Source organism: Streptomyces sp. NPDC090088, from assembly GCF_044747345.1.
Classification (GTDB): Bacteria; Actinomycetota; Actinomycetes; order Streptomycetales; family Streptomycetaceae; genus Streptomyces.
Map to the genome: position 1 here is coordinate 249,355 of NZ_JBIVDZ010000008.1, position 26,005 is coordinate 275,359.

Genomic DNA, 26,005 nt, shown 5'->3' on the forward strand with positions numbered 1-26,005 from the left:
GATCGAGCTGTTGCCGGGCTCGTCGAGTCTAATGTTCCGCCCGGGCGGGACGACGCCGGGCTGTACGTCATACGTCACGCGAACGGCCGTACCCATCGAAAGGGTTCCTGAGACACAGCTGTGCCCGGCGCCTTTTCGGACGCCGGGCACAGCTGGCTGGCTCTGGAGGCGCTTATCCGCGCCCCGCCGCCTTCTGGCTCTTGCGGGAGACCGAGTCGATGACGACGGCACCCAGCAGAACACCACCGGTGATCATGTACTGGATCGAGGTGTTCATGTTCAGCAGGTCGAGGCCGGTCTGGATCGACTGGATGACCAGCATGCCCAGGAGGGCCGACCACACCGTGCCGCGGCCGCCGAACAGCGACGTGCCACCGATGACCGCCGCCGCGATGGCGAGCATCAGCGTGTTGCCGCCACCGGCGTTGAGCGTGGCGCTCGCGGTCTGACCGGCGAAGAACATACCGCCGATCGCCGCGAAGCCGCCGGAGATGGCGAAGACCGTGATCCGGACCAGCGGCACGCTGATACCCGCACGGCGGGCCGCCTCGATGCCGCCGCCGACCGCGAAGACCTTGCGGCCGAAGGTCGTACGACGGAGCACGAAGTCGACGATGACCAGGGAGGCCAGGAAGATCACCAGCGCGTTGGAGACACCGGACGCGTTGTTGAGGACGGCCGCGGCCACGAAGGACGCGATCCCCAGCAGGGCGACGCGGATGACGATCTCGCTGGTGGGCCGGAACGGCACACCGGCGGCACGACGCCGGCGCTGCTCGTTGAACTGGCCCAGCGCCGAGAGGACGACACCGAGGCCGGCCAGCAGGTACGCGCCGATGATGGCCTGGTCCATGAAGAAGGAGGACTGGCCGAGGATGTGCACCGGGCCGCTGTCGGCCGGGATGTTGATCGTGCCGCTGTCGCCCAGCAGCCACAGCATCAGACCGTTCCAGCCGAGGAAGCCGGCCAGGGTGACCACGAATGCGGGTACGCCGATCTTGGCGAAGAACCAGCCGTGCAGCGCGCCGATGCCGATGCCCGTGATGATCGTGAGGATCAGGGCCAGCCACTGGTTCATTCCGTGGTTGACCACGAAGACCGCGAACACGGTGGAGGCGAGTCCGCTCACCGAGCCGACGGACAGGTCGATCTCGCCCAGCAGCAGCACGAACACCAGGCCGATGGCGAGCATGCCGGTGGCCGCGAGGAAGTAGCTGATGTTGGAGAGGTTGTCCGCGCTGAGGAACAGGCTGTTCTTCACCTGGAAGATGGTCCAGATGATGATCAGGCCGATGACCACCGGCAGCGAGCCCAGCTCACCGCCGCGCACCCGGCGCTTGAACTCCGTGAGGTAGCCCTTGAAGCCCTCCTCACGGACCAGCAGCCGCGGGTCGACGACCGTGACCGGCGCGGCCGTGGGGTCGTCGGCGGGGGCCACCGTGGTCGGGGCGGCCTCGGCCACCTCGGTCTTGCCGAGCTCGGGCGACTCTTCGCCCTTCACGGTCTTGGACGTCTCGCTCACTTTGCCGCCTCCGGAGTGCGACGATCCGCACGACGGGTCACGGCGTTGTCCGTGGCGCCCGTGATCGCGGCGATGATCTCTTCTTGGCTGGTGCTCTTCACGGGGAAGAACCCGTTGTTCCTGCCCAGGCGCAGCACGGCGACGGTGTCGGCGACCGCCTTGACGTCGGCCATGTTGTGGCTGATCAGGATGACGGCGAGGTTGCGCTCGCGCAGTCGCTCGACGAGGTCGAGGACCTGCGCGGTCTGCTCGACACCGAGGGCGGCGGTGGGCTCGTCGAGGATGACGACCTTGGGGTCGCCGATCAGGGCGCGGGCGATGGCCACGACCTGGCGCTGACCGCCGGAGAGGCTGGCGATCGGGATGCGCACGCTCGGGATGCGGATGGAGAGCGTGCTGAGCAGCTCGCGCGCCTGCTTCTCCATCGTCACCTCGTCGATGACGCCGCGGTGCAGCAGCTCACGACCGAGGAAGAGGTTGCCCACCACGTCGAGGTTGTCGCAGAGCGCGAGGTCCTGGTAGACCGTCGCGACGCCGAGCCCCTGGGCGTCGTGCGGCTTGTTGATGCTGACCGGGTTGCCCTCCCACTCGATGACGCCCTCATCGATGGGGTGCACACCCGCGATCGTCTTGACCAGGGTCGACTTTCCTGCGCCGTTGTCGCCCACCAGGGCGACCACTTCTCCGGCGTGGACCTCCAGGTCGACATCGGTGAGGGCCTGGACCGCACCGAATCGCTTGGAGGCTCCGCGCAACGCCAGCACGGGCGTAGCGGACACGTGAACCATCTCCTTCGCCGCCTGACCGGCGGGGATGCCGCGCTTGTTGATCAGGCGCGGAGGGTCGTGCGGTACCTCGGGGTGTCGTCGGTGTTCGCACGCGGTTTACAAGATGAACATGCGCGAATCCGTCGCGCTTGGCAACGGGTCCGTCCGACGCCCGCTCCGGCAGCGGGGTATGAAGGCCGGAGCGGGCGTCGGAGGGGTTTCGCGAGACCGCCGGACGGGGTGGGCACCTTGCGGAAGGGCCGGGCACGTCGGGCGGCCGGGGCCCGGGTGTCGTACTGCGATCACCCGGGCGCTGGCGGCCGGAGCCGTACGGCTCCGGTGCTGACTACTGCAGGCCGGCGGCCTTGCAGGCCTTGGCGAACTCGGCGGTGCAGATGTCCGCGACGGTGTACAGCTTGTCCTTGATCACCGTGTCGTTGATGTTGGCCTTGGTGACCGACACCGGGGTGAGGAGCTGCGAGGGCACCTTTTCGCCGGAACCGCTGGTCTGCGTGGTGGTCGCGAGCGAGGAGATGCTCTTGCCCTCCAGCAGGTCCACGGCGATCGTGGCGGCGGCGTCGGCCTCCGGCTTGAACGCCTTGTAGACGGTGGAGGACTGGGTGCCGGCGACGATGCGCTGGATACCCGCGAGCTCCGCGTCCTGACCGGTCAGCGGGATGCCGCTGATGCCGGCGCCCTTGAGGGTGGTGGCGATACCACCGGCCATGCCGTCGTTGGCGGAGTAGACGCCCGCGATGTTCTTGGCACCGAGCTGCGTGATGGCCGCCTTCACCTTCTGCGCGGCGACGGTGTCCTTCCACAGGCCGGACTGCTCGTAGGCGATGTCGACCTTGCCGTCCAGGGCCTTGTGGGCACCCGCCTTGAACTGGGCGGCGTTCGGGTCGGCGTCGTCACCGTTGATCATGACGATCTTCGACTTGGTGGTCGCCTTGGAGCCGAGGGCGGACAGCAGGGCCTCGCCCTGGAGCTGGCCGACCTTGACGTTGTCGAAGGAGACGTAGGCCGAGACCTTGCCCTGGGCGAGGCGGTCGTACGCGACGACCTTGATGCCCTTGGCGACGGCCGCGTCGATGGAGGACTTGATGGCCGCGGAGTCCTGGGCGGAGATCACGATGACCTTCACGCCCTTGGTGACCATGCTGCTGACCTGCTGGGCCTGCTTGGCCGCGTCACCGGCAGCGTTCGCGTACTCGACCTTGCAGTCGGCACACAGCGAGCTGACCTGCGCCTCGAAGTACGGCTTGTCGAACTTCTCGTAGCGCGCGGTCACGCTGTCGGGGAGCAGCAGGCCGATGGTCTTGCTACCGGAGGAGCTGCTGCTCGACGAGTCGCTCTTCTTGTCGTCGCCGGCCTTGCCACAGGCGGCGAGCGACAGCGCCATGGAAACCGCGGCGGTGCCGATCACGACTCTACGCATCGTTGCGTTCATTGGGGGTGCCTCCCTGACAGGGCCGCAACGCTGCGGCCGAGGTGGCTCGAAGTCAACTCGGCCGAAAGTTCGACGTCAAGAAGTAAATACTTAACGAGATGGCAACGGCGCCATTCGTTCTCTAAGTGAAGGCAGGTGCGACGGCCGGCAACGACCCGTCCAAAAGGGTCGAATCGCCCATCTCGCTGAGCGCGAGAGCGAGCGCCCCGAGCACCTCCGCACGGCCGCCGAGGGCCCCCGGGAGCACCGAGAGCTGCCGGGCCGCACTGGGGATCGCGTAACGGCTCACGGACTCCCTGATGGGCCCCAGGACCAGCTCTCCGGCCTCGGCCAGATCGCCGCCGAGGACCACCCGGCTGGGGTTCAGCAGGTTGCAGAGATTGGCCACACCGCTGCCGATGTGACGGCCGACGTCGGCGATCACCCGACGGCAGCCCGGGTCGCCGTCCCGGGCCAGCCGCACGACACCCTCCATGGTCAGGTCGGAGCCGTGACTTGGCTGGAGGAGCGGCAGTACGTAGCGGGCCGCCGCGAAGGTCTCCAGACAGCCGCGGTTGCCGCAGCGGCAGACCGGGCCGGACTCGTCGAGTGTAATATGCCCTATTTCGCCCGCCGTGCCGCCGGGACCCCGGTAGATCTTCCCGTTGATCACCAGACCGGCGCCGACACCGCTCGCGACCTTGATGTACGCGAGGTCACGCACGCCCTTGCCGCTGCCCCAGACCAGTTCGCCGAGGGCGCCGAGGTTGGCGTCGTTGTCGACGTGGACGGGGACGCCGAGGCGGAGCCTGAGCTCCTCGGCGGGTCTCGCGCCGATCCAGCCGGGCAGGATCGCGCTGGAGCCGAGGGTGCCGGACTCGACGTCGATCGGGCCGGGGACGCCGACACCCACGCCGGCGATCTTCGAACGGTCCACGCCGGTCGCCGCGATCAGGCGGTTGACCAGTTCCTCCGCGCGGTCGAAGCCCTGACTGGACGACGCGTCCACGTCGAGGGGCTCGGACTCCTCGGCCAGCACCTGGTGGGCGAGGTTGCCGATCGCGACGCGCAGGTGGGTGTGGCCGAAGTCGACCCCTATGACGATCCCGGCGTCTCCGCTGAGACTCACGCTGCGGGCCCTGCGGCCACCCGCCGACGTGGGCGTGACCTCGACGGTTCCGCCGTCCTTGAGCTCGCGCACGATGTTGGAGACCGTCGCCGCCGACAGGCCGGTCGTGCGCGCGATCTCCGCCTGCGTGAGCGATCCGGCCAGACGTACGGCCCGTACGACACGTTCCAGGTTGGCTCGGTGCAGCGACGACTGCGACCCCGGAGTCTCCATCGACCCATCCACTCCCGCCATCGGAGGCGGCCACGGTGCCGCCAACGTGACCCAGGCCACATCACTGGAACCGGGTCACTTACAAGTTATGAACTCCAAGCTCTGCTGAACGGGTTACCGCCGTCAAGACCTTGACAGAAATCGTTGGCGGTTCGGGGGTTGCCTGATGGCCACGTCAAGGACATGTCTAGGCCATTGCGGAGCAGGTCAGAAGGGGGCGAGCGGTGGCGGTCGGAGGGCGCGCGCGGGTGCATCGTGGCTGGTCGCGCAGTTCCCCGCGCCCCTTAGGTAGGGAAACGCAGCGCCTACTTCAAGGCGCCCGCGGTAAGTCCCGCCACCACCTGGCGCTGGAAGACGATGTAGGCGGCGAGCACCGGGAGCATCGCCATCACCAGGCCCGCGAAGAGGCCGGACCAGTCGCCCTTGTAGCCCTGGCTGACGGCCAGCTGGACCAGGCCCTGGGTGAGGACGTGCTTGTCGGGGTCGGTGTTGAGGACCGTGGGGAGCATGTACTGGTTCCACTGGCCGAGGAAGTTGAAGATCCCCACGCTGATCAGGCCGGGCTTGGCCATCGGGAGCATGATCTGGAAGAACGTGCGGGAGTGCGAGGCGCCGTCGACGAAGGCGGCCTCGGCCACGGAGGTGGGGAGCGTGCGGAAGAACGCCGTGAGGAAGAAGACCGTGAACGGCAGCGAGTACGCGATGTAGACCAGGATCAGGCCGTGGATCGTGTTCAGCAGGCCCAGGTTGTTCACGACGTAGAACAGCGGGACCAGGGCGAGCATGATCGGGAAGCTCATGCCGCCGACGAAGAGGTAGTAGATGAAGCGGTTGCCCGGGAAGTCGAAGCGGGCGAGGACGTAGGCCGCCATCGAGCCGAGGACCAGGGTGCCGATGAGCGAGCCGCCGACCACCAGGACGGTGTTCAGGAAGTAGTCGCTCATGTTGGCCTGGGTCCACGCCCGCGACCAGTTGTCGAAGTGCAGCTTGTCGGGCAGCGCCCAGGGCGAGCTGAAGATCGACTTGTCGTCCTTGAACGAGGTCATCACCGCCCACAGCAGCGGTGTGACCACCATCACGGCCCAGATGACCAGGACGCCGTGCGAGAAGACGTTGAGGACCCCGCCCTCACGCCCGGGCCGGGGCGGCTTCGACGCGGGGGGCTCGACCTTGGTGACAGTGACATCGGTCTCGGTCGTCGTCATCGCTTCAGTACTCCAGCCGCTCGCGACGGCCCAGCCGCATCACGATCGCCGCGAAGGCGAGGGTGACGACCAGCAGGGCGACGCCGATGGTGGTGGCGTAGGCGGCCTGACCGTCCCGGAACGCCTTCTGGTACACGTACAGGACCATCACGGTCGTCGAGTAGTCCGGGCCGCCCGGTCCGGTCGTCATGATCTGTACGACCGCGAACGACTCGGCGCCGAGCGCGAGGATGCCCATGTAGACCCAGCCGGACTGCACCGTGTCCCACAGCAGCGGCAGGGTGATGCGGAAGAAGGTGGCTGCGCGGCCGGCGCCGTCGAGCAGGGCGGCCTCGTAGAGGTCGGTGGGGATCGAGGCCATGCCCGCGGAGAAGAGGACGACGAAGAAGCCGACCGTCGACCAGACGAGGACGGCCATCACGCACCACAGGGCGAGGCTCGGGTCGCCCAGCCAGAGCGGCTGGATATTGTCCAGACCGATTCCGCGGAGCAGTGAATTGATCGCGCCGCTGTCCGGGTTGTAGGCGAAGGCGAACAGCAGCGAGACGATCGCGATCGAGAGCACCTGCGGGAAGAAATAGACGATCTTGTAGAAGGAGGAGCCCCGGACCCCGGAGATGACCGGGCCGCCCCTCCTTCTCCGGCCGCCGACATTGATCATGAAGGCGAAGAACAGCGCGAGACTGATCGTCACCAGCGGCAGCACGAGCGCGAACATCAAGCTGTGCTGCAAGGACTTCCAGAAGATGTCGTCGTGCAGCATCCTCCGGTAATTGTCCAGGCCGACCATCTTGAATTCGGGGCTCAGGCCGGTCCAGTCCGTGAACGAGTAGTAGATGGACTGGATGAACGGCCACACCACGAAGAGCGCGTACAGTCCGAGGGGCAGCGCCAGAAACCCCACAATGAACCGGTACTTGCCGTGCTGCATCGCCACTCCGGTGCCGTCGGGTTTCTGGTTACTGGTGCTTGTAGTGCTTGATCGAGCTGTCCTTGGCGGCCTCGTCGGCGAAGCCCTGGATCTTCTTGATGGCCTCGGCCGGGGTGAGCCGGCCGGCCATCATCTCGCCGAGGCCGGAGACTCCGATCTTCTCCTTCTGGAGCTGCACGTACCAGTCCTGGAGCCGCGGGTTGACCACGTTCGAGCCGGCCAGTTTCAGCGCGGCGACACCCGAGGTGAGGCCGGGGGTGAGGGTGATGCCGTCGGTGCCGCCGTTGTACGCGGTCAGCGATTTCACCTTCGACGTGAAGTTCTTGGAGGAGGCCTCGCTGAGCATGATGCGCAGCTGCTCCATGCCGCCCTCGGCGTTCGCGGCCTTGGCCGGGACGACGAACGGCTCGCCGCCGGAGGCCCAGATGGTGCCGAAGGGCATCTTGTCGTTCTTGTCGATGCCGGTGGGCGCGGAGACGGCGAGGTTGAAGTCGGAGGGGATGACGTTCGCCGACTCGTTCTCCACCCAGGAGCCGTTCGGGATGAACAGCGCCTTGCCCTGCGCCCAGGCGGTCTGCGACTGGATGTGGTCCAGGCCCGGGGTCCCCTTGAGGATGTAGCCCTTCTTGTAGAGCTCGTAGTAGGCCTCGAAACACGCCTTGACGGCCGGGTGCCTCCAGGCGTTCGGCTCCAGGTTGTCGATCGCGTTCAGGACCTCGACGCCGCCGACCTTGCCGATCATCGGGTACAGCGAGAAGGGGAGGTAGTACGGGTACTTGCCGGCGTAGGTCCAGCCGGCCATGCCCTTCTTCTTGGCCTTCTCGCAGACGGCGATCATCTGGTCCCAGGTCTGCGGGTACTCCGCGTCCAGCGAGTCCAGGGCCTTCTGCGAGTACCAGACGCCATAGACCGTGTAGGCGTAGTACATGATCCAGACCGGGTCGCCGTCGAACTGGCCCATCTCGACGATCCCGGGCCGCAGCGTGTCGCGGACCTTCTTGTTCGGGTCGTCGTACGACGGCGCGTCGAGCAGCGGGGTCAGATCGGCCAGCTGGTTCTTGCCGACGAGGACGCCCATGTCCATCTGCTCGGCGCCGGAGTTGTCGATGAGGTCCGGCGGGGTGCCCTGGTTGAAGCGGGGCTGGAGGGTGGACTGGATCTTCTGGGTGGCGGAGAACTTGACCTTGGCCTTCGGGAAGTTCTTCTCGTAGATCTTGACCGCGTCCTCGGCGTACTCCTTGCCGAAACCGCCGTCGAAGAGGACGAATTCCATCTGCGCGGTGTCGTTGACGCCCAGCGGGTTCTTGGTCGTCTTCTTGCCGGCCTTGTCCTTGGACTGGCCGCCTCCGCCGCTGCTGGCGCAGGCGGAGAGGAATCCGACGGTGGGGACCGAAACCAGGCCGAGTGCGGCCGAACGCTTGATCAGATCGCGGCGGCCGACACCCTCGGAACCGTGGTTCGCTGCGGAAGTGGATCCCATGCTCAAGTCCTCGCCCTCTCCAGGACTCAGGCGGTGAACCGGATCCTCCCCGGCACCGCGGTCGGGTAGTGCTGGGTCGTGCAGGAAGTCATGCGGGAAACGCCGACAGGTATAGTCCACTTCCCGCCAGCGGGGCAAGATCGAATGCAAGGTTCGCCGTCGGTCTTTTCCTAGTTGAGACCTGTCGGAAATATGAGCGACCTGTGTACGCCTTGCCGGAAAAAGAGCCGACATAGCCCCCTGAATGCCGCAGCCAACACCCTTGACATCACGGGTCACTTGACCACCTACTGGTTCCTGCGCCACGCAGCTGACAACGTTGTCTCATGTGGCAGGGAGGGTACCCGTTGTGATGCAGCGGACAACGCAGCGAAGAACAGGACACAGATCTGGTACGGCGGTCGTGATCACGGCCGCCGTAGTCATGACCCTGGGCTCCCAGGGTGCCGCGGTCGCCCTGCCGGACCGGGCGCCGGCCGCCGCCACCCAGTTCGCCTCCTCGTTCGAGTCCGGCGATCCGTCACCCGACTGGACCGACACCGTCGACACCGACCCGGGCGGCGCCCCGCGCGCCTCGGGCGTGGACGGCGGCTACAGCACCGGCATCCCGGGCAACGTCACCGACCATGTGACCGACGAGCGGGCGAGCGGGGAGAACACCGGCGCGGGCGAGGTGAAGGAGAACCTCGTCGACGGGGAGCCGGGCACCAAGTGGCTGACCTTCGAGCCCACCGGCTGGGTCGAGTTCGACTTCGACAAGCCCGTCAAGCTGGTGACGTACGCCCTCACCTCGGCCAACGACTACGACGAGCGCGACCCCAAGGACTGGACCCTGCGGGGCTCCACGGACGGCAAGGACTGGAAGACCCTCGACACCCGGACCGACGAGACCTTCGCGGAGCGGTTCCAGACCAAGTCGTACGACCTCGCCACCCCCGCCGAGTACCAGCACTTCCGGCTCGACGTGACGCGGAACAACGGCGCCTCCGACATCCTGCAACTCGCCGACGTGCAGTTCTCCACGGGCGGCAGCGGCGGTCCCGTGCCCCAGGACATGCTCTCGCTGGTCGACCGGGGCCCGAGCGGCTCGCCGACGGCGAAGGCGCGGGCCGGGTTCAGCGGGACGCACGCGCTGCGCTACGCCGGACGGCACACGGCGAGCGGCCGGGCGTACTCGTACAACAAGGTCTTCGACGTGGACGTGAAGGTCGGCCGGGACACGCAGTTGTCGTACCGGATCTTCCCGTCCATGGCCGACGGCGACCTGGACTACGACGCCACCAACGTCTCCGTGGACCTGGCCTTCACCGACGGCACCTATCTGAGCGGCCTGGGCGCCACGGACCAGCACGGTTTCGCGCTGTCCCCGCGCGGTCAGGGCGCGTCGAAGGCGCTCTACGTCAACCAGTGGAACAACGTGTCGTCCGTGATCGGTTCGGTCGCGGCCGGCAAGACCGTCGACCGGATCCTGGTGGGCTACGACTCCCCCGCCGGGCCCGCCAAGTTCCGCGGCTGGATCGACGACGTGTCCCTGAAGCCGGTCGCCCCCGAGAAGCCCAAGGCGCACCTGTCCGACTACGCGCTGACCACCCGCGGCACCAACTCCAGCGGCAGCTTCTCGCGCGGCAACAACTTCCCGGCGACGGCCCTGCCGCACGGCTTCAACTTCTGGACGCCGGTGACCAACGCGTCCTCGGAGAGCTGGCTGTACGAATACGCCCGCGCCAACAACGACGACAACCTGCCGACGATCCAGGCGTTCAGCGCCAGCCATGAGCCGAGCCCCTGGATGGGCGACCGGCAGACCTTCCAGATGATGCCGTCCGCCGCCTCCGGCACCCCGGACACCGGCCGGGAGGCACGGGAACTGGCCTTCCGGCACGAGAACGAGACCGCGCGGCCCTACTACTACGGGGTGCGGTTCGAGAACGGGCTGAAGGCCGAGATAACGCCGACCGACCACGCGGCCGCGCTGCGCTTCACCTACCCGGGCGACGACGCGAGCGTGATCTTCGACAACGTGACCGAGCAGGCGGGCCTGACCCTCGACAAGGAGCACGGGATCGTCACCGGTTACTCCGACGTCAAGTCGGGCCTGTCGACGGGCGCCACCCGGCTCTTCGTCTACGGCGTCTTCGACAAGCCGGTGACGGGCGGGGACTCCGCCGGGGTCAAGGGCTACCTCCGCTTCGACGCGGGCTCCGACCACACCGTCACCCTGCGCCTGGCCACCTCCCTCATCAGCGTCGACCAGGCCAAGGACAACCTGCGCCAGGAGATCCCGGACGGCACCTCCTTCGACAAGGTGAAGGCGCAGGCGCGGAAGGTCTGGGACAAGCTGCTCGGCAAGGTGGAGGTGGAGGGCGCCACGGCCGACCAGCTGACCACCCTCTACTCCAGCATGTACCGGCTGTACCTGTACCCCAACTCCGGCTTCGAGAAGGTCGGTTCGACGTACCAGTACGCCTCCCCGTTCTCGCCGATGACCAGCCAGGACACCCCGACGCACACCGGCGCGAAGATCGTGGACGGCAAGGTGTACGTCAACAACGGCTTCTGGGACACCTACCGGACCACCTGGCCGGCCTACAGCCTGCTGACGCCCTCTCAGGCCGGTGAGATGGTCGACGGGTTCGTGCAGCAGTACAAGGACGGCGGCTGGACCTCGCGCTGGTCCTCCCCCGGCTACGCCGACCTGATGACCGGCACCTCCTCGGACGTGGCGTTCGCGGACGCGTACGTCAAGGGCGTGCACTTCGACGCCAAGGCGGCCTACGACGCGGCCGTGAAGAACGCGACCGTCGTACCGCCCTCCTCGGGCGTCGGCCGCAAGGGCATGTCGACCTCCCCCTTCCTCGGCTACACCAGCGACGACACCCGCGAGGGCCTGTCCTGGGCGATGGAGGGATACGTCAACGACTACGGCATCGCCCAGATGGGCAAGGCGCTGTACAAGAAGACGGGCGAGAAGCGCTACAAGGAGGAGTCGGACTACTTCCTCAACCGCGCCCAGGACTATGTGAACCTCTTCGACTCCAAGGCCGGCTTCTTCCAGGGCAAGGACGCCCGGGGCGACTGGCGGGTGGACTCGTCGTCGTACGACCCGCGTGTCTGGGGCTACGACTACACGGAGACCAACGGCTGGGGCTACGCCTTCACCGCCCCACAGGACAGCCGGGGCCTGGCCAACCTGTACGGCGGCCGGTCCGGCCTCGCGGACAAGCTCGACGAGTACTTCGCGACGCCCGAGACGGCCTCCCCCGACTTCGTCGGTTCCTACGGCGGGGTCATCCACGAGATGACCGAGGCCCGGGACGTCCGGATGGGCATGTACGGCCACTCCAACCAGGTCGCGCACCACGTCATCTACATGTACGACGCGGCGGGCGAGCCCTGGAAGGCGCAGGCGACCGTCCGTGAGGCGCTCTCCCGGCTCTACCTGGGCAGCGAGATCGGCCAGGGCTACCACGGCGACGAGGACAACGGCGAGCAGTCGGCCTGGTACCTCTTCTCCGCCCTCGGCTTCTACCCGCTGGTGATGGGCAGCGGCGACTACACGATCGGCTCCCCGCTGTTCAAGAAGGCGACCGTGCACCTGGAGAACGGCCGCGACCTGGTGATCCGGGCCCCGCAGAACAGCGCGCGGAACGTGTACGTCCAGGGCGTCCGGGTCAACGGCCGCATCTGGACGTCGACCTCGCTCCCCCACTCGCTCATCTCCCAGGGCGGTGTCATCGACTTCACGATGGGCCCGAAGCCGTCGACCTGGGGTACGGGCAAGAACGCCGGTCCGGTCTCCATCGCCCAGAACGACAAGGTCCCGGCCCCGCGCGCGGACGTCCTCAAGCCCGACGGCTCCCTCTTCGACAACACCTCGGCGACCCAGCAGACCCTGACGTCGGTGGACCTGCCGGTGACCAAGTCGGCCAAGGGCGTCCAGTACACGCTCACCTCACCGTCGGACCACACCAAGGCCCCGACGGGCTGGACCCTCCAGGCATCGGCGAACGGCACCGACTGGAAGACCGTGGACCGCCGCTCGGGCGAGGCCTTCGCCTGGAACCTCCAGACCCGGGCCTTCACCATCCAGAAGTCCGGCACGTACGCCCACTACCGGCTCGTCCTGGACAGTGAATCGACCCTGGCGGAGGTGGAGTTGCTGGCCTGACACACCGGCACGGAGGGGGGCGGGCCCGGAGGACACTCGGGCCCGCCCCGCTCGTCGTTCAGACCTCCGGGATCCCCCCGTCGATCAGCGGCAGCACGCGCCGCAGGGCCGCCGCGTGCCGGTGTACAGGTCCTCAAGCCAGACGTCCTTCTTCCGACCGGAACTCCTGCGGCAGGTCAGGTCGCTTGGCCATCCGGTGATGGTCCCAGGCAGGGTGGTGCCCCGGCCGGTCGGGAACCGGCCGGGGCACGTGGGGCGACGCTCAGCCCACCGCGAGGGTGAAGACGTGCAGGTCGCTGTTGTCGGGGAGCCGGACGCTCCTGACGGTCTTGCCGGCCGCTGCCTCGAAGGGCTTCGTGGCGAAGACGTACGTCGCCACCGGGTCCTTGTCCGCGCCCGCGACGTTGCGGTAGGCGCTCCTCGCCACGATCTGGTTGCCGTACTGGACGGTGCCGCCTCCGCCGCCGATGGTCCAGTCGGTGAAGGAGAGGTCGAGGGGGGCGGTGGTGCCGTCGGTGTAGGTGACGGTCGCGGTGGTGGACTGGTTGCCGTTGGTGGCGCTGCCGAGGAACGACACCTTGGTTGCGGGAGTGGGGAGTTCGATGGTCTGGGCGGCCGCCGTCGCGTTGTCGGGGCGGCCGGCGGGGGCGTTCGGCCAGGTGTAGGTCAGGCCGTCCACGGTGCCCCGGCCGCCCGCGGTGAGGCCGGCCGCCGCCAGGGCCTGGCGGGAGTAGCTCCAGCCGCCGCCGTCGAAGTCGGCCTCGTCGTGCTCGCCGGAGTCGTCCGAGACGCCCGTGTTGTCGTAGGCCGCGAGGAGGGTGCCGGGTGCGGCGACGGTGAGGGCGACCGGCTGGGAGTAGGCGGTGTGGGTGGAGGTCACCGTGATCTTGACGTCGTAGTAGCCCTGCGGGGTGCCGGAGGTGGTGGCGAGGGTGATCCGCTGGGCGCCGTCGGTCACCGTGCCCTCGGCGGGGGTGGCCTCGACGCCGTCCGGGGTCTCGACGTGGAAGCGGACCTCCGGGCCGGTGCCGCCGGTCAGGGACAGCGCCCGGACGTCGACCTCGGTGCTGTCACCGGGGGCCACCGTCGCGGTCGTCGGGCCGACGCCGATCTGGTACGGCTGCTCGCCGGTCCGGAAGGACGGCGGCGCGGAGGACGTGCCCCAGGTGCGGTTCGGGGTGGCGGAGAGGGTGTAGTCCAGGCGGCCGCCGTCGCGGACGAAGGAGCCGGCCAGCCAAGGGCGGTCGCCGGTACGGCCGTCGACCTTCAGGGACTGGACGTAGGGCGCGTCCGCCGCCGCTCCCGGCGCGTGGATCGAGATGTCGTTGCCGCCCGGGCGGTCGATCTCCACGCGCTCGAACAGGGGTGAGGCGAGGACGAGTTCGGCGCGGGACGGGACCTGGGGGTACATGCCGAGCGCCGAGAAGACGTACCAGGACGACATGGCGCCGAGGTCGTCGTTGCCGGGGATGCCGCCGGGCTGTGTCGACCAGAGCCGGGTCATCGCCGCGCGGACGGTCTCCTGCGTCTTGTAGGGGGCGCCGGCGTAGTCGTACAGGTAGGGCACGTTGAGCGAGGGCTCGTTGTCGAGTTCGGACTTGTCGCCGCCGCTGCCGGTGAAGGCCCAGCTGCCGTCGCTGTTGTGGAAGAAGGAGTCGAGGCGGGCCAGGGCCTTCTCGGTGCCGCCCATCGCGGCGAAGAGCCCGGCCGGGTCGTGCTGGACCATCCAGGTGTACTGGGCGGCCGTGCCCTCGACGAACCCGTTGCCGGTGGCCGGGGTGAAACCGGTGACCCAGCTGCCGTCCGCCTTGCGGTTGGCGATGTAGCCGCCGCTGGGGTCGGCGGCGATGTTGAAGTTGTTCTGCCACCACTGGGCGCGGTCCGCGAAGGCGGCCGCCGTGTCCTTCTCCCCTGCCGCCGCGGCGAGTTGGGAGAGGGAGAAGTCGGCCGTGGACATCTCCAGGGTCTCGGCGGCGCCGCCCCAGGCGTTGGACACGGACGGCATGTAGTGCTTGTCCAGGTACTTGTCGAGGGAGGGGCGCTGCCCGACGGAGAGCACCGGCTTGCCCGCGGCGGACAGGTCCTGGGCCGTCGGGACCGTCGCCGCCTTCACCAGTGAGTCCAGCGCGCCCTTCAGGTCGAAGCCGGTGCCGCCGAAGGCGCGGATGCCGGCGAGGGCGGTGGGCGCGGGGTCGCCGTTCATGACGTGGGTGCCGCTCGCGCCGTGCAGCCAGCGGTCCCAGACCCCGCCGTTCTGTCGGGCGAGTTCGTACAGCGACTGGGCGATGTCCGAGCCGGTGCGCGGGTCGAGCAGGGTGAGCAGCTGGACCTGGTCGCGGTAGACGTCCCAGCCGGAGAAGGTGCCGTACTGCGCCCGGTGACCGCGGGCGACCCGGTGCACCTTGTCGTCGCTGCCCCGGTAGCGGCCGTCGGCGTCGCTGATGACGTTCGGGTGGAAGAGCGCGTGGTAGAGGGCGGTGTAGAAGGTGGTGCGGTCGGTGTCCGTGCCGCCGCCGACCCGGATGGCGTCGAGGCGGTCGCGCCAGGCGCGGTGGGCCGCGTCCCGGACGGCGTCGAAGGAGCGGCCGGGCGGGTTCTCCGCCCTGAGGTTGGCCGCGGCGGCGGCCTGACTGACGTACGAGATGCCGACCTTGACGTTCACGGGCCCGGCGCCGGGCGCGAACTGGACGTACCCACCGGCTCCCTTGCCCGCCACCGGCCGTCCACCGGCCGAGAATCCGCCGGTGCCGCCGGAGGCGGTGGTCGAGCCCGGGCTCAGCCGGTCGTCCCGCCAGGTGCCGGTGGCGGTGAAGGCGCGGTCGAAGCGGGCGGTGAAGTAGAGGGTGTAGTAGGCGCGTTGGCCCTCGGGGTCGAGGTAGCCGCAGAAGTCGCCGGAGGTGACCGAGCCGGAGACCGTGCGGGTGTCGGGGTCGATGGTGACGGTCGAATCGGCCGAGCCCACCTCGGAGTTGGCGGTGCGGACGAGGAGCGAGGCGGGCTTGTCGGCGGGGTAGGTGAACCGGGCCGAGCCGGTGCGGGTGGTCGCGGTGAGGTCGGCGGTGACGCCGGAGGCGAGGCCCACCTTGTAGTGGCCGGGTTCGGCGGTCTCGTCGGCGTGGCTGAAGTCGGAGGCGTAGACGGCGTCCTTGGTGTCGCTCGCGGGCGACGAGGTCACCTCGCCCGCGTACGGGAAGAACGGGATGTCGCCGCTGCCGCCCGCGCAGCCGGTGCCGGACATGTGGGTCAGGCTGAAGCCGCGGATACGGGTGGCGTCGTACTGGTAACCGCCGGGCGCGGCCGTTCTGGTCGCGTCGCCTCTGGTGTTCTCCGGGCTCCAGGAGAGCATGCCGAAGGGCATGACGGCGCCCGGGAAGGTGTTGCCGCCGTTCCTGCTGCCGATCAGCGGATCGACGTACGCCGTGGGGTCCTTGACCAGTTCGGGGGGTGCGCTGGTGGTCGTCGCCGCGAGGGCGGGGGTGGCACCGCCGGCCGCGAGTACCGCGGCCAGCAGCAGGGACATGGGTCGGAAACGCATGACGCGGCCCTTCCTCCTCCGGACGGGTCGCGCACCACAGGTCGCACAAGCCGCAGGGACAGTAACGTGCGCCACCGGTAACACGGAAGACCGCGTGTGCCCGTGTGAGCCGGGGCAGGCACCGACGCGTTTCACCCGGTCGGGCTACCCCAAGTGGGTTGACATCGTTGTCGGTTGAGGCGGTAGAGTCATGTACAGACCATGAGACAACGTTGTCGCACGTCACAGCGTCGACACAAGCCGAACCACTTCCCCCCGGACAGGCCACCCATCCCCCCCTCGCCTGCCCGGCTCGCGGACCCGGTGTGCACCGACACCGGGTCCGCCCAGAGCGGTCACCCAGGTCAACCGACCTGACAGGGCAGGTCGGTCGCACTGTCCCCGCCGTCGCCCTGGACGACGTAGCCGAAGGTGGTGCTCTGCCCGGGACTGAGCGAGCCGTTCCAGTCGGCGTTGTGGACCATCACGCCCTGTCCGCTGTAGGTGGCGTTGCCGTTCCAGAGGCTGGCCACCGACTGGCCGGCCGGGAGCGTCCAGTCGACCATCCAGCCGAGCATCGCGACATCACCGCTGTTGGTGACGGTGACCTGGGACTGGTAGCCGCCGGGCCAGCTGTTGGTGGTGGTCCGGGTGGCGGTGCAGGTGCCGGGCGGGGGTTCGGTGGGGTTGCCCGGGTCGTGGATGCCGGTGACCTCCCCGTTGCCGCCGTCGAAGACCACGTCGGAGCAGGAGTAGAAGGTCTCCGTGCTGTCCGAGCGCTGCCACACCATGTAGATGATGTTGCGGCCGGTCTTGTTCGCCGGAAGCCGCCCGGTCCAGGAGTAGTTGGCCTCGACCGTGCCCGGGGTGCCGTTGAGCGGCGGGTGGTCGACGGTCAGGAACGGGGTGTCCTCCATGTCGTCCCAGGTGAGCGGCCGGGTCGGGTCGTAGCCGTCCTTGGTGACGTAGACGTAGAACCAACCTGGGTGTGCCGCCCAGGCGTTGTAGGAGAAGTCGACGGTCGCACCCGAGGTGAGGTGGGTGACCGGCCAGTCGTCGCGGGGCAGGTCGAAGCCGGTGAAGTTGGGGTTGCCGCCGCTGCACAGCGAGCCGTCCGGCACGAAGCCGCGGGTGCGCCCCGCGCCGTCCGAGCGCAGCACGGAGAACCAGTTGTAGAACGGCGTGGTCCCGCTGACCTGCTGGGCCGCCTTGCAGGCCGGGTTGACGGGCTTGATCTCACCGGTGTCGGTGAGCCCGTCCTGCCAGCACAGGAAGGTACGGCTGCCGGGCTTCATCGGGGTGCCGTGCGCCTGGGCCGGAGCACCGGCGGCCAGGATCAGGGCGAGGGCGGGGACCGTGGTGAGGAGGGCGAGGAGGGCGAGGAAGAGGGCTCGGCCTCGGGTGGGGAGGGGTAATCGGGGTTCTCTTGTCATAGCCATGACAGGCAACTCCCTCTGCGTGGGGTGAACGGTCGTGCGCGGGTCGGGGAGATGGACGCGGGGCGGGAGCGGACCCGGCACGCCGGGCGGGTTCCGGTCCGCCGAGGCTGATGGGAGCGCTCCCACCCCACTCTCCTGTGAAGCTAGCGCGGACGGGGGCGGGTGTAAACGGCGCGGCATGGCTTCACCGCTTCGGGTGGCGATACCTTCGTACAGAGGATCACGACGCGTCACCGCGTCCACACTCTCGCCCATGGGAGCAGTGATGACGACACGCCAGCAGGGACCGGCCAACGAGGACAACTGGATGTTCCCGCCTGCTGACGGCTGGACATTCGATCAGGTCAAAGACCTGGAACTGCCCTTCGACTGGGAACTCGTGGACGGAGTGATCGTGGCCCGTGGGCAGACCAACGTCTGGCACAACGCCGTACGGGACGGTATCGCCGATGCCCTCAGGACGGCCCTCGTGCAGCCCTACCGGGTCCTGAACGAACAATGCGTCATGCTGGACGACCGGAACGTCGTCAAACCCGACGTGATCGTCTTCGATCCCCGAAAGCTGAACTTCTTCGAGGCGGAGTGCATTCCAACGGCCCACCTCGCCCTCGTGGTCGAGGTCGTGTCCCCCGGCTCCCGCCGCGACGACCGCGTGAGCAAGCCCGCACAGTTCGCCGCCGCCAAGGTCCCGTGCTACTGGCGAGTCGAACTCGACAGGGACCAGAAACTGGCGGTGCACGAGTACTGGCTCAACGCGGACACCCTGACGTACATCCCGGCCCCCATGCACCCGGTGCACCACGGCAAGCTCCTCACCGAACTGCCGTTCCCGGTTGAGATCGACCTCGCCGCCCTCGTCGGATTCTGACCACGCTCCTTCCGGCACGGCGCTTCCTAGACCGATGCCGGGCGGGCCCGTACCGCCGTGTCCGTGGGCGGGAGTTCGGCGATGGGCAGCTCGATGGTGAACTCCGTACGGCCCGGCGCGCTCTGTACGTCGATGCGGCCGCCGTGGGCCGTCGTGATCGCGTCGACGATCGCGAGACCGAGGCCCGAACCGCCCTCCAGGACACCGGCACGGGTGCGGGAGGTGTCCGCCCGGGTGAAGCGTTCGAAGATGGTGGGGAGAAGGCCGGGCGGGATACCCGGTCCGTCGTCGCGGACGCGGATCACACAGGTGGTGGCGGTGGCCTCGACCGTGGCGGTCACCGTCGTGCCCTCGGGGGTGTGGATCCGCGCGTTGGCCAGCAGGTTGGCCACCACCTGGTGCAGACGGGCCTCGTCGCCCAGTACCAGCGCCGGTTCGCCCGGGCCGAGTTCGAGTTGCCAGTGGTGTCCGACGCCGGCGGCCCGAGCGTCCCACACCGCCTCCGCGACCAACGCGGTCATGTCCACCTCGGCGGACTGGAGCGGGCGGCCCTCGTCGAGGCGGGCCAGGAGCAGGAGGTCCTCGACGAGGCTGCGCATGCGGGCGGACTCGGCGTTGACCCGGCGCCAGGCGAGACCCGGTTCGATCCGGTCCGTGCCGCGGTTCATCAGCTCGGCGTATCCGGCGATCGAGGCCAGCGGGGTGCGCAGTTCGTGGCTGGCGTCGGCCAGGAAGCGGCGCATGCGCTCCTCGCTCCGGCGCACCTGCTCCTCGCTGCGCTGGCGCTCCGCCAGTGACGCCTCGACGTGGTCGATCATCCGGTTGAGGGCGGCGCCCACCTGGCCGGCCTCGCTGCCGGGGTCGGTGTCCTTTTCGGGCACTCTGGTCAGGCCGGTCACCTGGCCCCGTCCGAGGGGCGCGTGCGAGACCTCCACGGCGGTGGCGGCGACCCGGCCGAGGGGGCGCAGCTGCCGTCGTATCACCACGGCGCAGACACAGCCCGCGACCGTGAGTCCGACCGCCGCGACCACGGTCTCGACCGCCACCAGGCCGCCGATGGTGTCCAGCACGTCGTCCATGGGGAGGCCGGCCAGGACCCGGATGCCGCTCGCGTTCAGGGCGGTGACCCGGTAGGTGCCGAGGCCGGGGACCTGGCGGGTGTGGGTGGAGCCGTCCTGGGCCATGCCCTGGAGAGCGGCGGTCTGGGCGGTGGTGAGCGAGGTCGGGGGCGCGTCCTGGGTGACGACGGCCGCGCTCAGGATGTTGCCCTGGGCGTCGAGGCGGGCGGCGAGCATGCCGGCCGGCTGGCCGCTCTCGTGGATGAAGGTCAGATCGCGGGTGAGTTCGGGGTGCAGGGCGGCGCCGCCCACTCCGCGCTCGGCCGCGTCGCTCACCCGGTTGTCCAGGCTGCCCATCAGATAGGCGCGTTGGGCGAGGACGGTGGTCAGGGCCATCGCCGCGCAGACGCAGACCAGGACGGCGGTGATGAAGACGAGCAGTCGCGTACGCAGCGACCGGCTCCGCAACCGGGCGGTCATCTGCCGTCCTCCACGGGTCGTACGACGTATCCCATGCCGCGCACGGTGTGGATCATCGGGGCGCGGCCCCGGTCGAGCTTGCGGCGCAGGCTGGAGATGTAGACCTCGACGAGGTTGCCGCCGCCGTCGAAGGAGGTGCTCCAGACGTGTTCGAGGATCTGGGCCTTGCTGAGCACCTGGCGGGGATGGTCCAGCAACAGGCTGAGCAGGTCGAACTCCTTGGCGGTCAGCCTGATCGAGGTCCCGGCCCGCTGCACCTCGCGGGACTCCCCGGTCAGCACCAGGTCGCCCAGGACGCGTACGGAGTCCTCGACGGAAGTCCGTTCGGTGCCGGCCCGGCGCAGCAGTCCGCGCACCCGGAGCACGACCTCGGCCACGGAGAAGGGCTTGGTGACGTAGTCGTCGGCCCCCGCCTCCAGACCGTCGATACGGTGTTCGACGGCATCGCGGGCGGTGAGCATCAGGACGGGCAGCTTCGGCATCTCGTAACGGAGTCTGCGCAGCACCTGGAGGCCGTCGAGGTCGGGCAGCATCCCGTCGAGGACCACCGCGTGCGGGGCGCAGCCGCGGGCCAGCCGCAGGGCCGTCTGTCCGTCGAGCGCGGGGTAGGGGCGCCAGCCCGCGTCGGCGACGGCGGCCGAGAGCAGCTCGGTGAGAGCGGGCTCGTCGTCGACGATCAGGACGCGGACTCGGCCGGTTCGGGACGCGGAGGTGCCAGACATGTCTCGATACTGTCCCGGTCCGCTGAGGGAATCCTGTGTTCCGACTGGGCCACAGCCATGTGACCGGGCCGCGTTCCTGGACGGCGTTCCGCACCGGAACGTCCAGAACCGATCGCCGCTCCGGCCCGGGGCGCACCGTTCCCCACCAACCGCCGTGGCCGAAGCGGGCATTGGCACGCCTCGGCCACAGCGATCCCTTGAGCCGCTTTCCGTGCAGCGCTCACTCTGATCACTGGCTTCCGCCCACCGGGCCGGAAGCGTTTCAGCGTTCAGGGGAGGAAGTCCACACATGCGAAGACTCCACGCCCTCTGGGCCGCGGCAGGGGCGGCCGGACTGCTGGCGGGGGCTGTCGCTCCCGCCGCGGCCGGTCCCGTGTCCCCGGTCGACGGACCGGTCGCCACCGCCGCCCGGAGCGTCACCGCGTCCCGCGCCACGAGCGCGCAGACCATCACCCTCGTCACCGGCGACACCGTGACCCTCACCGCCGCCGCGGACGGCAAGTACGGCGTCGACGTCCGGCACGGCAAGGGCCGTGACGCCGTCACCTTCCTGTCCAGTGAGCAGAACGGCGAGGTCAGTGTCGTACCGTCGGACGCCATCCCGCTGCTCCGGGCGGGCCGTCTCGACCCGGCCCTGTTCAATGTCACCCAACTGGTGAAGCAGGGGTACGCGGACGAGCGGACCGGCACCACTCCGGTGATCGCGACGTACAGGAAGGGCAGCGAGATCCCCGAGGGCGCACGCCGTACGCTCGCGCTGCCCGGGATCGACGGCGCCGCGCTGGCGGCGAAGAAGTCGACCGCCTTCTGGGCGGACGTCGCCCCCGCCGCCGGCACCGAGCCCACCGCGAAGGCCGCGGGGCAGCTCGGCGACGGCATCGACAAGATCTGGCTCGACGCCAGGGTGAAGGTGTCGCTCGACCAGAGCGTGCCGCAGATCGGCGCACCCGAGGTCTGGAAGGCGGGCTACGACGGCACGGGCGTCAAGGTCGCGGTCCTGGACACCGGTGTGGACACCGGCCACCCGGATCTCGCCGGGAGGATCGCCGACTCGGAGAGCTTCGTACCGGACGAGACGGTGCAGGACGGCTTCGGCCACGGCACCCATGTGGCCGACACGATCGTCGGTTCGGGCGCCGCCTCGGACGGCAGGTACAAGGGCGTGGCGCCGGGCGCGCAGCTGCTGGTCGGCAAGGTGCTGGACAACACGGGCAGCGGCCAGGAGTCCTGGATCATCTCCGGCATGGAGTGGGCGGCGAACTCCGGCGCGAAGATCGTCTCCATGTCCCTGGGCGGTACGGCCTCGGGCGCCTCGGACGTGATGAGCGAGACCGTCGACGAGCTGTCCGCCGCCACGGGCGCCCTCTTCGTGATCGCGGCGGGCAACGCGGGCCCGTCCGACCAGACCGTCGGCACCCCCGGCATCGCGGACTCGGCCCTGACGGTCGGCGCCGTCGACAAGTCCGACAACCTGGCCTCGTTCTCCAGCCGCGGCCCGCGCACCGGCGACTTCGCGGTCAAACCGGAGATCACCGCGCCGGGCGTGAACATCACGGCGGCCCGCGCGGCCGGGACCAGCATGGGCACCCCGGTGGACGACTACTACACGACGGCCAGCGGTACGTCGATGGCGACCCCGCACGTCGCGGGCGCGGCGGCGCTGGTCGCCGAGGCGCATCCCGACTGGACGGGCCAGCAGATCAAGGCCGACCTGGCGAGCACCGCGAAGACCATGACGGACGCCACGGCCTTCGAGCAGGGCGACGGCCGGGTCGACGCCGTACGGGCGGTGCGGCAGGGCGTCTTCGCGACCCCGACGCTGAGCTTCGGCAGGTTCGAGGACGGGGACAACGATGTCGTCTCCAAGGACATCACGTACACCAACACCACCGACAAGGCGGTGGAGTTGAAGGTCGCGTCGAGCCTCGCGGACCTCGCGCTGGGGGCCGGTGCGGTGACGGTGCCCGCGAACGGCACCGCCACGGTCCCGGTCGGCGTCGACCCGGCGGGTGAGGCCCAGGGCCGCTACACCGGTCATGTCACCGCGACCGCCGACGGCGTCCAGGTCACCACGGGCGTCGGTTTCGAGAAGGCGCCGAAGACGTACGACCTGAAGGTGTCCCTCGTGAACCGGCAGGGCAACCCGTCCACCGGCGCCTCGATCTACACGTTGCAGGAGATCAACGGCGCCTACCCCAACGAGTACGGCTTCATCGGCTCGGGCTGGACCTGGCAGGTTCCGGCCGGCACCTACTCCATCGCGGCCTGGATCCCGGACCGCGACGCGGGCGGGACGGCCGTCGGTACCTCCGTCGTCGGCAACCCGGAGATCAAGGTCGACGGGAACACCGAGGTCGTCCTCGACGCCCGCAAGGCGGTGGAGATCAAGCCGAAGACCAAGGAGGACTCCGAGTTCCAGGGCTTCAGCACCTCCTGGCACCGCGAAGGGCCGGGCGGCGCCTGGGGGGTGACGTACAGCCAGGGCTGGTGGACGGACCACATCTACGTGGCGCCGACCCCGAAGGTCACCGAGGGGACCCTGGAGTTCTCCGCCAAGTTCCGGCTGTACGCGAAGGAGCTGACGGCGAGCGTCACCAGCCCGCGGAAGACGGCGCTGTCGTCGCTCTACTACTCGCAGACCTACAACGGCTTCCCGCTGAAGATCAGCGGTGAGCACACGGTGCAGGCGGTGGACGCGGGTGGCGGTACCGCGGCCGACTTCGCGGGGCTGGACGTCAAGGGCAAGGTCGCGGTGGTCGGGGTCGGCGCCACCGAGCGGGCGCAGAGCGCCCTGGACAACGCGACCAAGGCCGGCGCGGGTTACCTCATCGTGTACCGCAAGACGCCCGGCTTCTGGATCGAGGCCGTGGACAAGGCCACCACCGTCCCGACGATGATCGCCACCGGCGAGGAGGGCGCCGAGCTCACCGGTCTCCTGCGGACCGGCAAGAAGGTCACGCTGAAGCTGGGCGGCACGCCGGTCAGTCCGTACGTCTACAACCTGCTCGCCGCGCAGAGCGGTTCCATCACGGCGGACCAGACGTACCGTCTGGACGGCTCCGACACGGCGAAGCGGACGGCCCGCTACTACGGGGCCACGGCCGGCGAGACGGGCATGGACACCCTGTTCACGTTCCGCCCCTGGCAGCAGTTCAGCCTGGAGACCCCCAACCGCCTGCAACTCGGCACCGAACGCACCGAGTACTACTACGCCGACCCCGACACCCGTACCGTGCACTCCGTCTACCCCGACTCGAAGGCGCTCAAGGGCGAGTGGAGCCCCCTGAAGACCTACGACAGGGCGACCACGGAGCCCGCCGAGGACTGGCTGCGCCAGGTCGTCCGTCCGGCGTCCAGCGCGGCATACGGCCTCTCCCAGCGCACCGGCGACAAACTCACCTTGCGGATACCGGAGTTGACCGACTCCACACCGGGCCACTACGGATCCGTGGACGGCACCCAGAACACCGCGACCGGCACGCTGTACGCGAACGGGCAGGTGGTCGGCGACTCGGCCCTCGGCGGGTACGGCACCTTCGACGTACCGGCGGACCAGGCCTCGTACCGCTTCGTCCTGGACGCACGGCGCACGGCCGACTGGGCCGTGTACTCCACGAGCACGCACACCGAGTGGTCCTTCGCCTCGGCGCACACCGCCACCACGACCGCGCTGCCGCTGCTCAGCCTCGGTATCACCCCGAAGAGGCTCGACCTCCTCAACCGCGTCGACGGCGGACAGGAGTCGGTGGTCGGCCTCTCGATCACCGACCAGTCGGGGAACGTCAAGGCACGCGAGCTGAAGGCCTGGGTCTCGTACGACGACGGCACGTCCTGGAAGGAGGTGAAGGTCAGGCACGGCGAGGCACGGTTCAAGCCCGCGAAGGGCGCGGAGTCGGTGTCGCTGCGGGTGCGGGCCACCGACCGGGACGGCAACCGGATCGACCAGACCGTGCTGCGGGCGTTCGGCCTGAAGTGAGCGGCGCGGCTTGAAGTGAGTCATGGCCCGCCTCTGTACGACGAGCCTTAACAAGGATCGCCTACCGTACCGGGCCATGGTGAACACGGCACACGAACAGGCAAGACAGACCCCCGCCACGAGCCCCTGGGCCGTGGTGGGGGTCTCCGCCTTCGACGAGCGGGTGTACCGGACGATCCTTCAGCAGCCGGACATCGGCGCGGGCGGCTGGGCGCTGCTGGCCGGGGCGTCCCCGGCCCAGGTCCGCGAGTCCTGCAACCGGCTGCTCGGGCTCGGGCTGCTCCAGGCGCCCGACTCGATGGGCGGGTTGCGGGCGGTCGACCCGCGGGTGGCGATCCGCGCGCTGATCCGGCGGCGCGAGACGGAGTCCGAACTGCTCGCCTCCACCGCCGAGGAGATGGCGACCGCGTACGAGGCGGGACTGCTGCGCGAGGAGCCGTCCCGGCTGGTCGAGGTCGCGTCCGGCGAGGGCGCCATCGCGGCCCGCCTGGAGGAGCTGTACGCGCGCGCCGAGTACGAGGTGTGCCTCTTCGACACGCCGCCGTATCTCGCCCCGCCGGCCCCGCAGGTGGACCTCCAGGCCGATCTGCTCAGGCGCGGGATCGTCTCTCGCGGTGTCTACGCGGCGACCGCCCTGGAGGATCCGAAGGTCCTCGCGCGGGCCTGGACGATGGCGGAACTCGGCGAGCAGGCACGGGTGTTGCCTTCCGTGCCCCTCAAACTGCTGGTGGTCGACGGATGCCGGGCGATGCTCCCGCTGACCGCCTCCGAGGCGGGCGGGTACTGCGCCGTCGTGGTGTGGCACTCGGCGGTGACCGAGGCCCTCCAGAAGCTCTTCGAGCTGGCCTGGCAGCAGGCGACGCCGCTCGGCCGACCGGTCGGCGACGGTGAACTCACCGCGGGCGAGAGAACGTTGATCAGGCTGCTGTCGGCCGGGATGAAGGACGAGGCGGTGGCCCGCCATCTGGGCGTGAGCCTCAGGACACTGCGGCGGCGGGTGAGCGAGCTGCAGGAGCGGCTGGGGGCGGCGAGCAGGTTCCAGCTGGGGGTGCGGGCCGCCCAGCGGGGCTGGGTGTAGCCGTAGCGGTCCGGGTACGGCGAAGG

15 protein-coding genes are annotated in these 26,005 nt (G+C 69.3%); 4 read left to right on the forward strand and 11 right to left on the reverse strand.

The annotated features are described in order from the left end of the window. Positions 1-172: 172 nt before the first annotated feature. The 7 genes from ACIPSJ_RS35170 to ngcE all read right to left on the reverse strand — a co-directional run bounded on the left by ACIPSJ_RS35170 (position 173) and on the right by ngcE (position 8,676). A complete protein-coding gene (locus ACIPSJ_RS35170) occupies positions 173-1,522 on the reverse strand; it encodes a sugar ABC transporter permease (protein ID WP_401351878.1) in 1,350 nt (449 codons plus the stop codon). Further along, positions 1,519-2,310 (reverse strand): ATP-binding cassette domain-containing protein, encoded by a 792-nt coding sequence (locus tag ACIPSJ_RS35175; RefSeq protein WP_355724003.1) that lies wholly within the window; start codon positions 2,308-2,310, stop codon positions 1,519-1,521. The genes ACIPSJ_RS35170 and ACIPSJ_RS35175 overlap by 4 nt, the downstream gene beginning before the upstream one ends. Positions 2,311-2,635: 325 nt before the next feature. Next, complete coding sequence (locus ACIPSJ_RS35180) at positions 2,636-3,727, reverse strand: substrate-binding domain-containing protein (RefSeq protein WP_359217176.1); 1,092 nt, start codon at positions 3,725-3,727, stop codon at positions 2,636-2,638. Between the two features lie 133 nt (positions 3,728-3,860). Next, positions 3,861-5,060: an ROK family transcriptional regulator gene (locus tag ACIPSJ_RS35185; protein WP_401351882.1), complete on the reverse strand. Its 1,200-nt coding sequence runs from the start codon at positions 5,058-5,060 to the stop codon at positions 3,861-3,863. Positions 5,061-5,365: 305 nt separating this feature from the next. Beyond that, on the reverse strand, positions 5,366-6,265 hold the full coding sequence (locus ACIPSJ_RS35190) for a carbohydrate ABC transporter permease (protein ID WP_359217182.1): 900 nt from the start codon (positions 6,263-6,265) through the stop codon (positions 5,366-5,368). Between the two features lie 4 nt (positions 6,266-6,269). Next, positions 6,270-7,196 carry a sugar ABC transporter permease gene (locus ACIPSJ_RS35195; protein WP_359217185.1) on the reverse strand — a complete coding sequence of 309 codons (927 nt, stop codon included), beginning with the start codon at positions 7,194-7,196 and terminating at the stop codon, positions 6,270-6,272. A 28-nt stretch (positions 7,197-7,224) separates the two neighbouring features. After that, a complete protein-coding gene (gene ngcE / locus ACIPSJ_RS35200) occupies positions 7,225-8,676 on the reverse strand; it encodes an N-acetylglucosamine/diacetylchitobiose ABC transporter substrate-binding protein (RefSeq protein WP_401351886.1) in 1,452 nt (483 codons plus the stop codon). Positions 8,677-9,100: 424 nt separating this feature from the next. Between ngcE and ACIPSJ_RS35205 the strand changes: the two genes are divergently transcribed. Continuing rightward, positions 9,101-12,844, forward strand: a complete 3,744-nt coding sequence (locus ACIPSJ_RS35205) for a GH92 family glycosyl hydrolase (protein ID WP_401351889.1) — start codon at positions 9,101-9,103, stop codon at positions 12,842-12,844. 262 nt (positions 12,845-13,106) lie between these two features. On the opposite strand, the gene ACIPSJ_RS35210 is transcribed toward ACIPSJ_RS35205, so the two are convergent. Together ACIPSJ_RS35210 and ACIPSJ_RS35215 are read right to left on the reverse strand one after the other, a co-directional pair. Further along, the gene (locus ACIPSJ_RS35210) at positions 13,107-16,379 is read right to left on the reverse strand and encodes a GH92 family glycosyl hydrolase (RefSeq protein ID WP_401351892.1); all 3,273 of its coding nucleotides are present in this window, start codon (positions 16,377-16,379) and stop codon (positions 13,107-13,109) included. A 344-nt stretch (positions 16,380-16,723) separates the two neighbouring features. Further along, positions 16,724-17,791: a lytic polysaccharide monooxygenase gene (locus ACIPSJ_RS35215; protein WP_401352511.1), complete on the reverse strand. Its 1,068-nt coding sequence runs from the start codon at positions 17,789-17,791 to the stop codon at positions 16,724-16,726. Between the two features lie 259 nt (positions 17,792-18,050). On the opposite strand from ACIPSJ_RS35215, the gene ACIPSJ_RS35220 reads away from it, so the two are divergent. After that, positions 18,051-18,665 carry a Uma2 family endonuclease gene (locus ACIPSJ_RS35220; protein WP_401351894.1) on the forward strand — a complete coding sequence of 205 codons (615 nt, stop codon included), beginning with the start codon at positions 18,051-18,053 and terminating at the stop codon, positions 18,663-18,665. 26 nt (positions 18,666-18,691) lie between these two features. Here the strand turns inward: ACIPSJ_RS35220 and ACIPSJ_RS35225 are convergent, their stop codons facing one another. After that, positions 18,692-20,203 carry an ATP-binding protein gene (locus tag ACIPSJ_RS35225; protein WP_401351897.1) on the reverse strand — a complete coding sequence of 504 codons (1,512 nt, stop codon included), beginning with the start codon at positions 20,201-20,203 and terminating at the stop codon, positions 18,692-18,694. Continuing rightward, entirely contained in the window at positions 20,200-20,925 is a 726-nt protein-coding gene (locus ACIPSJ_RS35230; RefSeq protein WP_359217202.1) for a response regulator transcription factor, read from the reverse strand. The genes ACIPSJ_RS35225 and ACIPSJ_RS35230 overlap by 4 nt, the downstream gene beginning before the upstream one ends. Before the next feature lie 289 nt (positions 20,926-21,214). On the opposite strand from ACIPSJ_RS35230, the gene ACIPSJ_RS35235 reads away from it, so the two are divergent. Next, positions 21,215-24,901, forward strand: a complete 3,687-nt coding sequence (locus ACIPSJ_RS35235) for a S8 family serine peptidase (protein ID WP_401351900.1) — start codon at positions 21,215-21,217, stop codon at positions 24,899-24,901. Positions 24,902-24,977: 76 nt separating this feature from the next. Further along, a complete protein-coding gene (locus ACIPSJ_RS35240; RefSeq protein ID WP_401351903.1) occupies positions 24,978-25,979 on the forward strand; it encodes a LuxR C-terminal-related transcriptional regulator in 1,002 nt (333 codons plus the stop codon). Positions 25,980-26,005 lie beyond the last annotated feature (26 nt).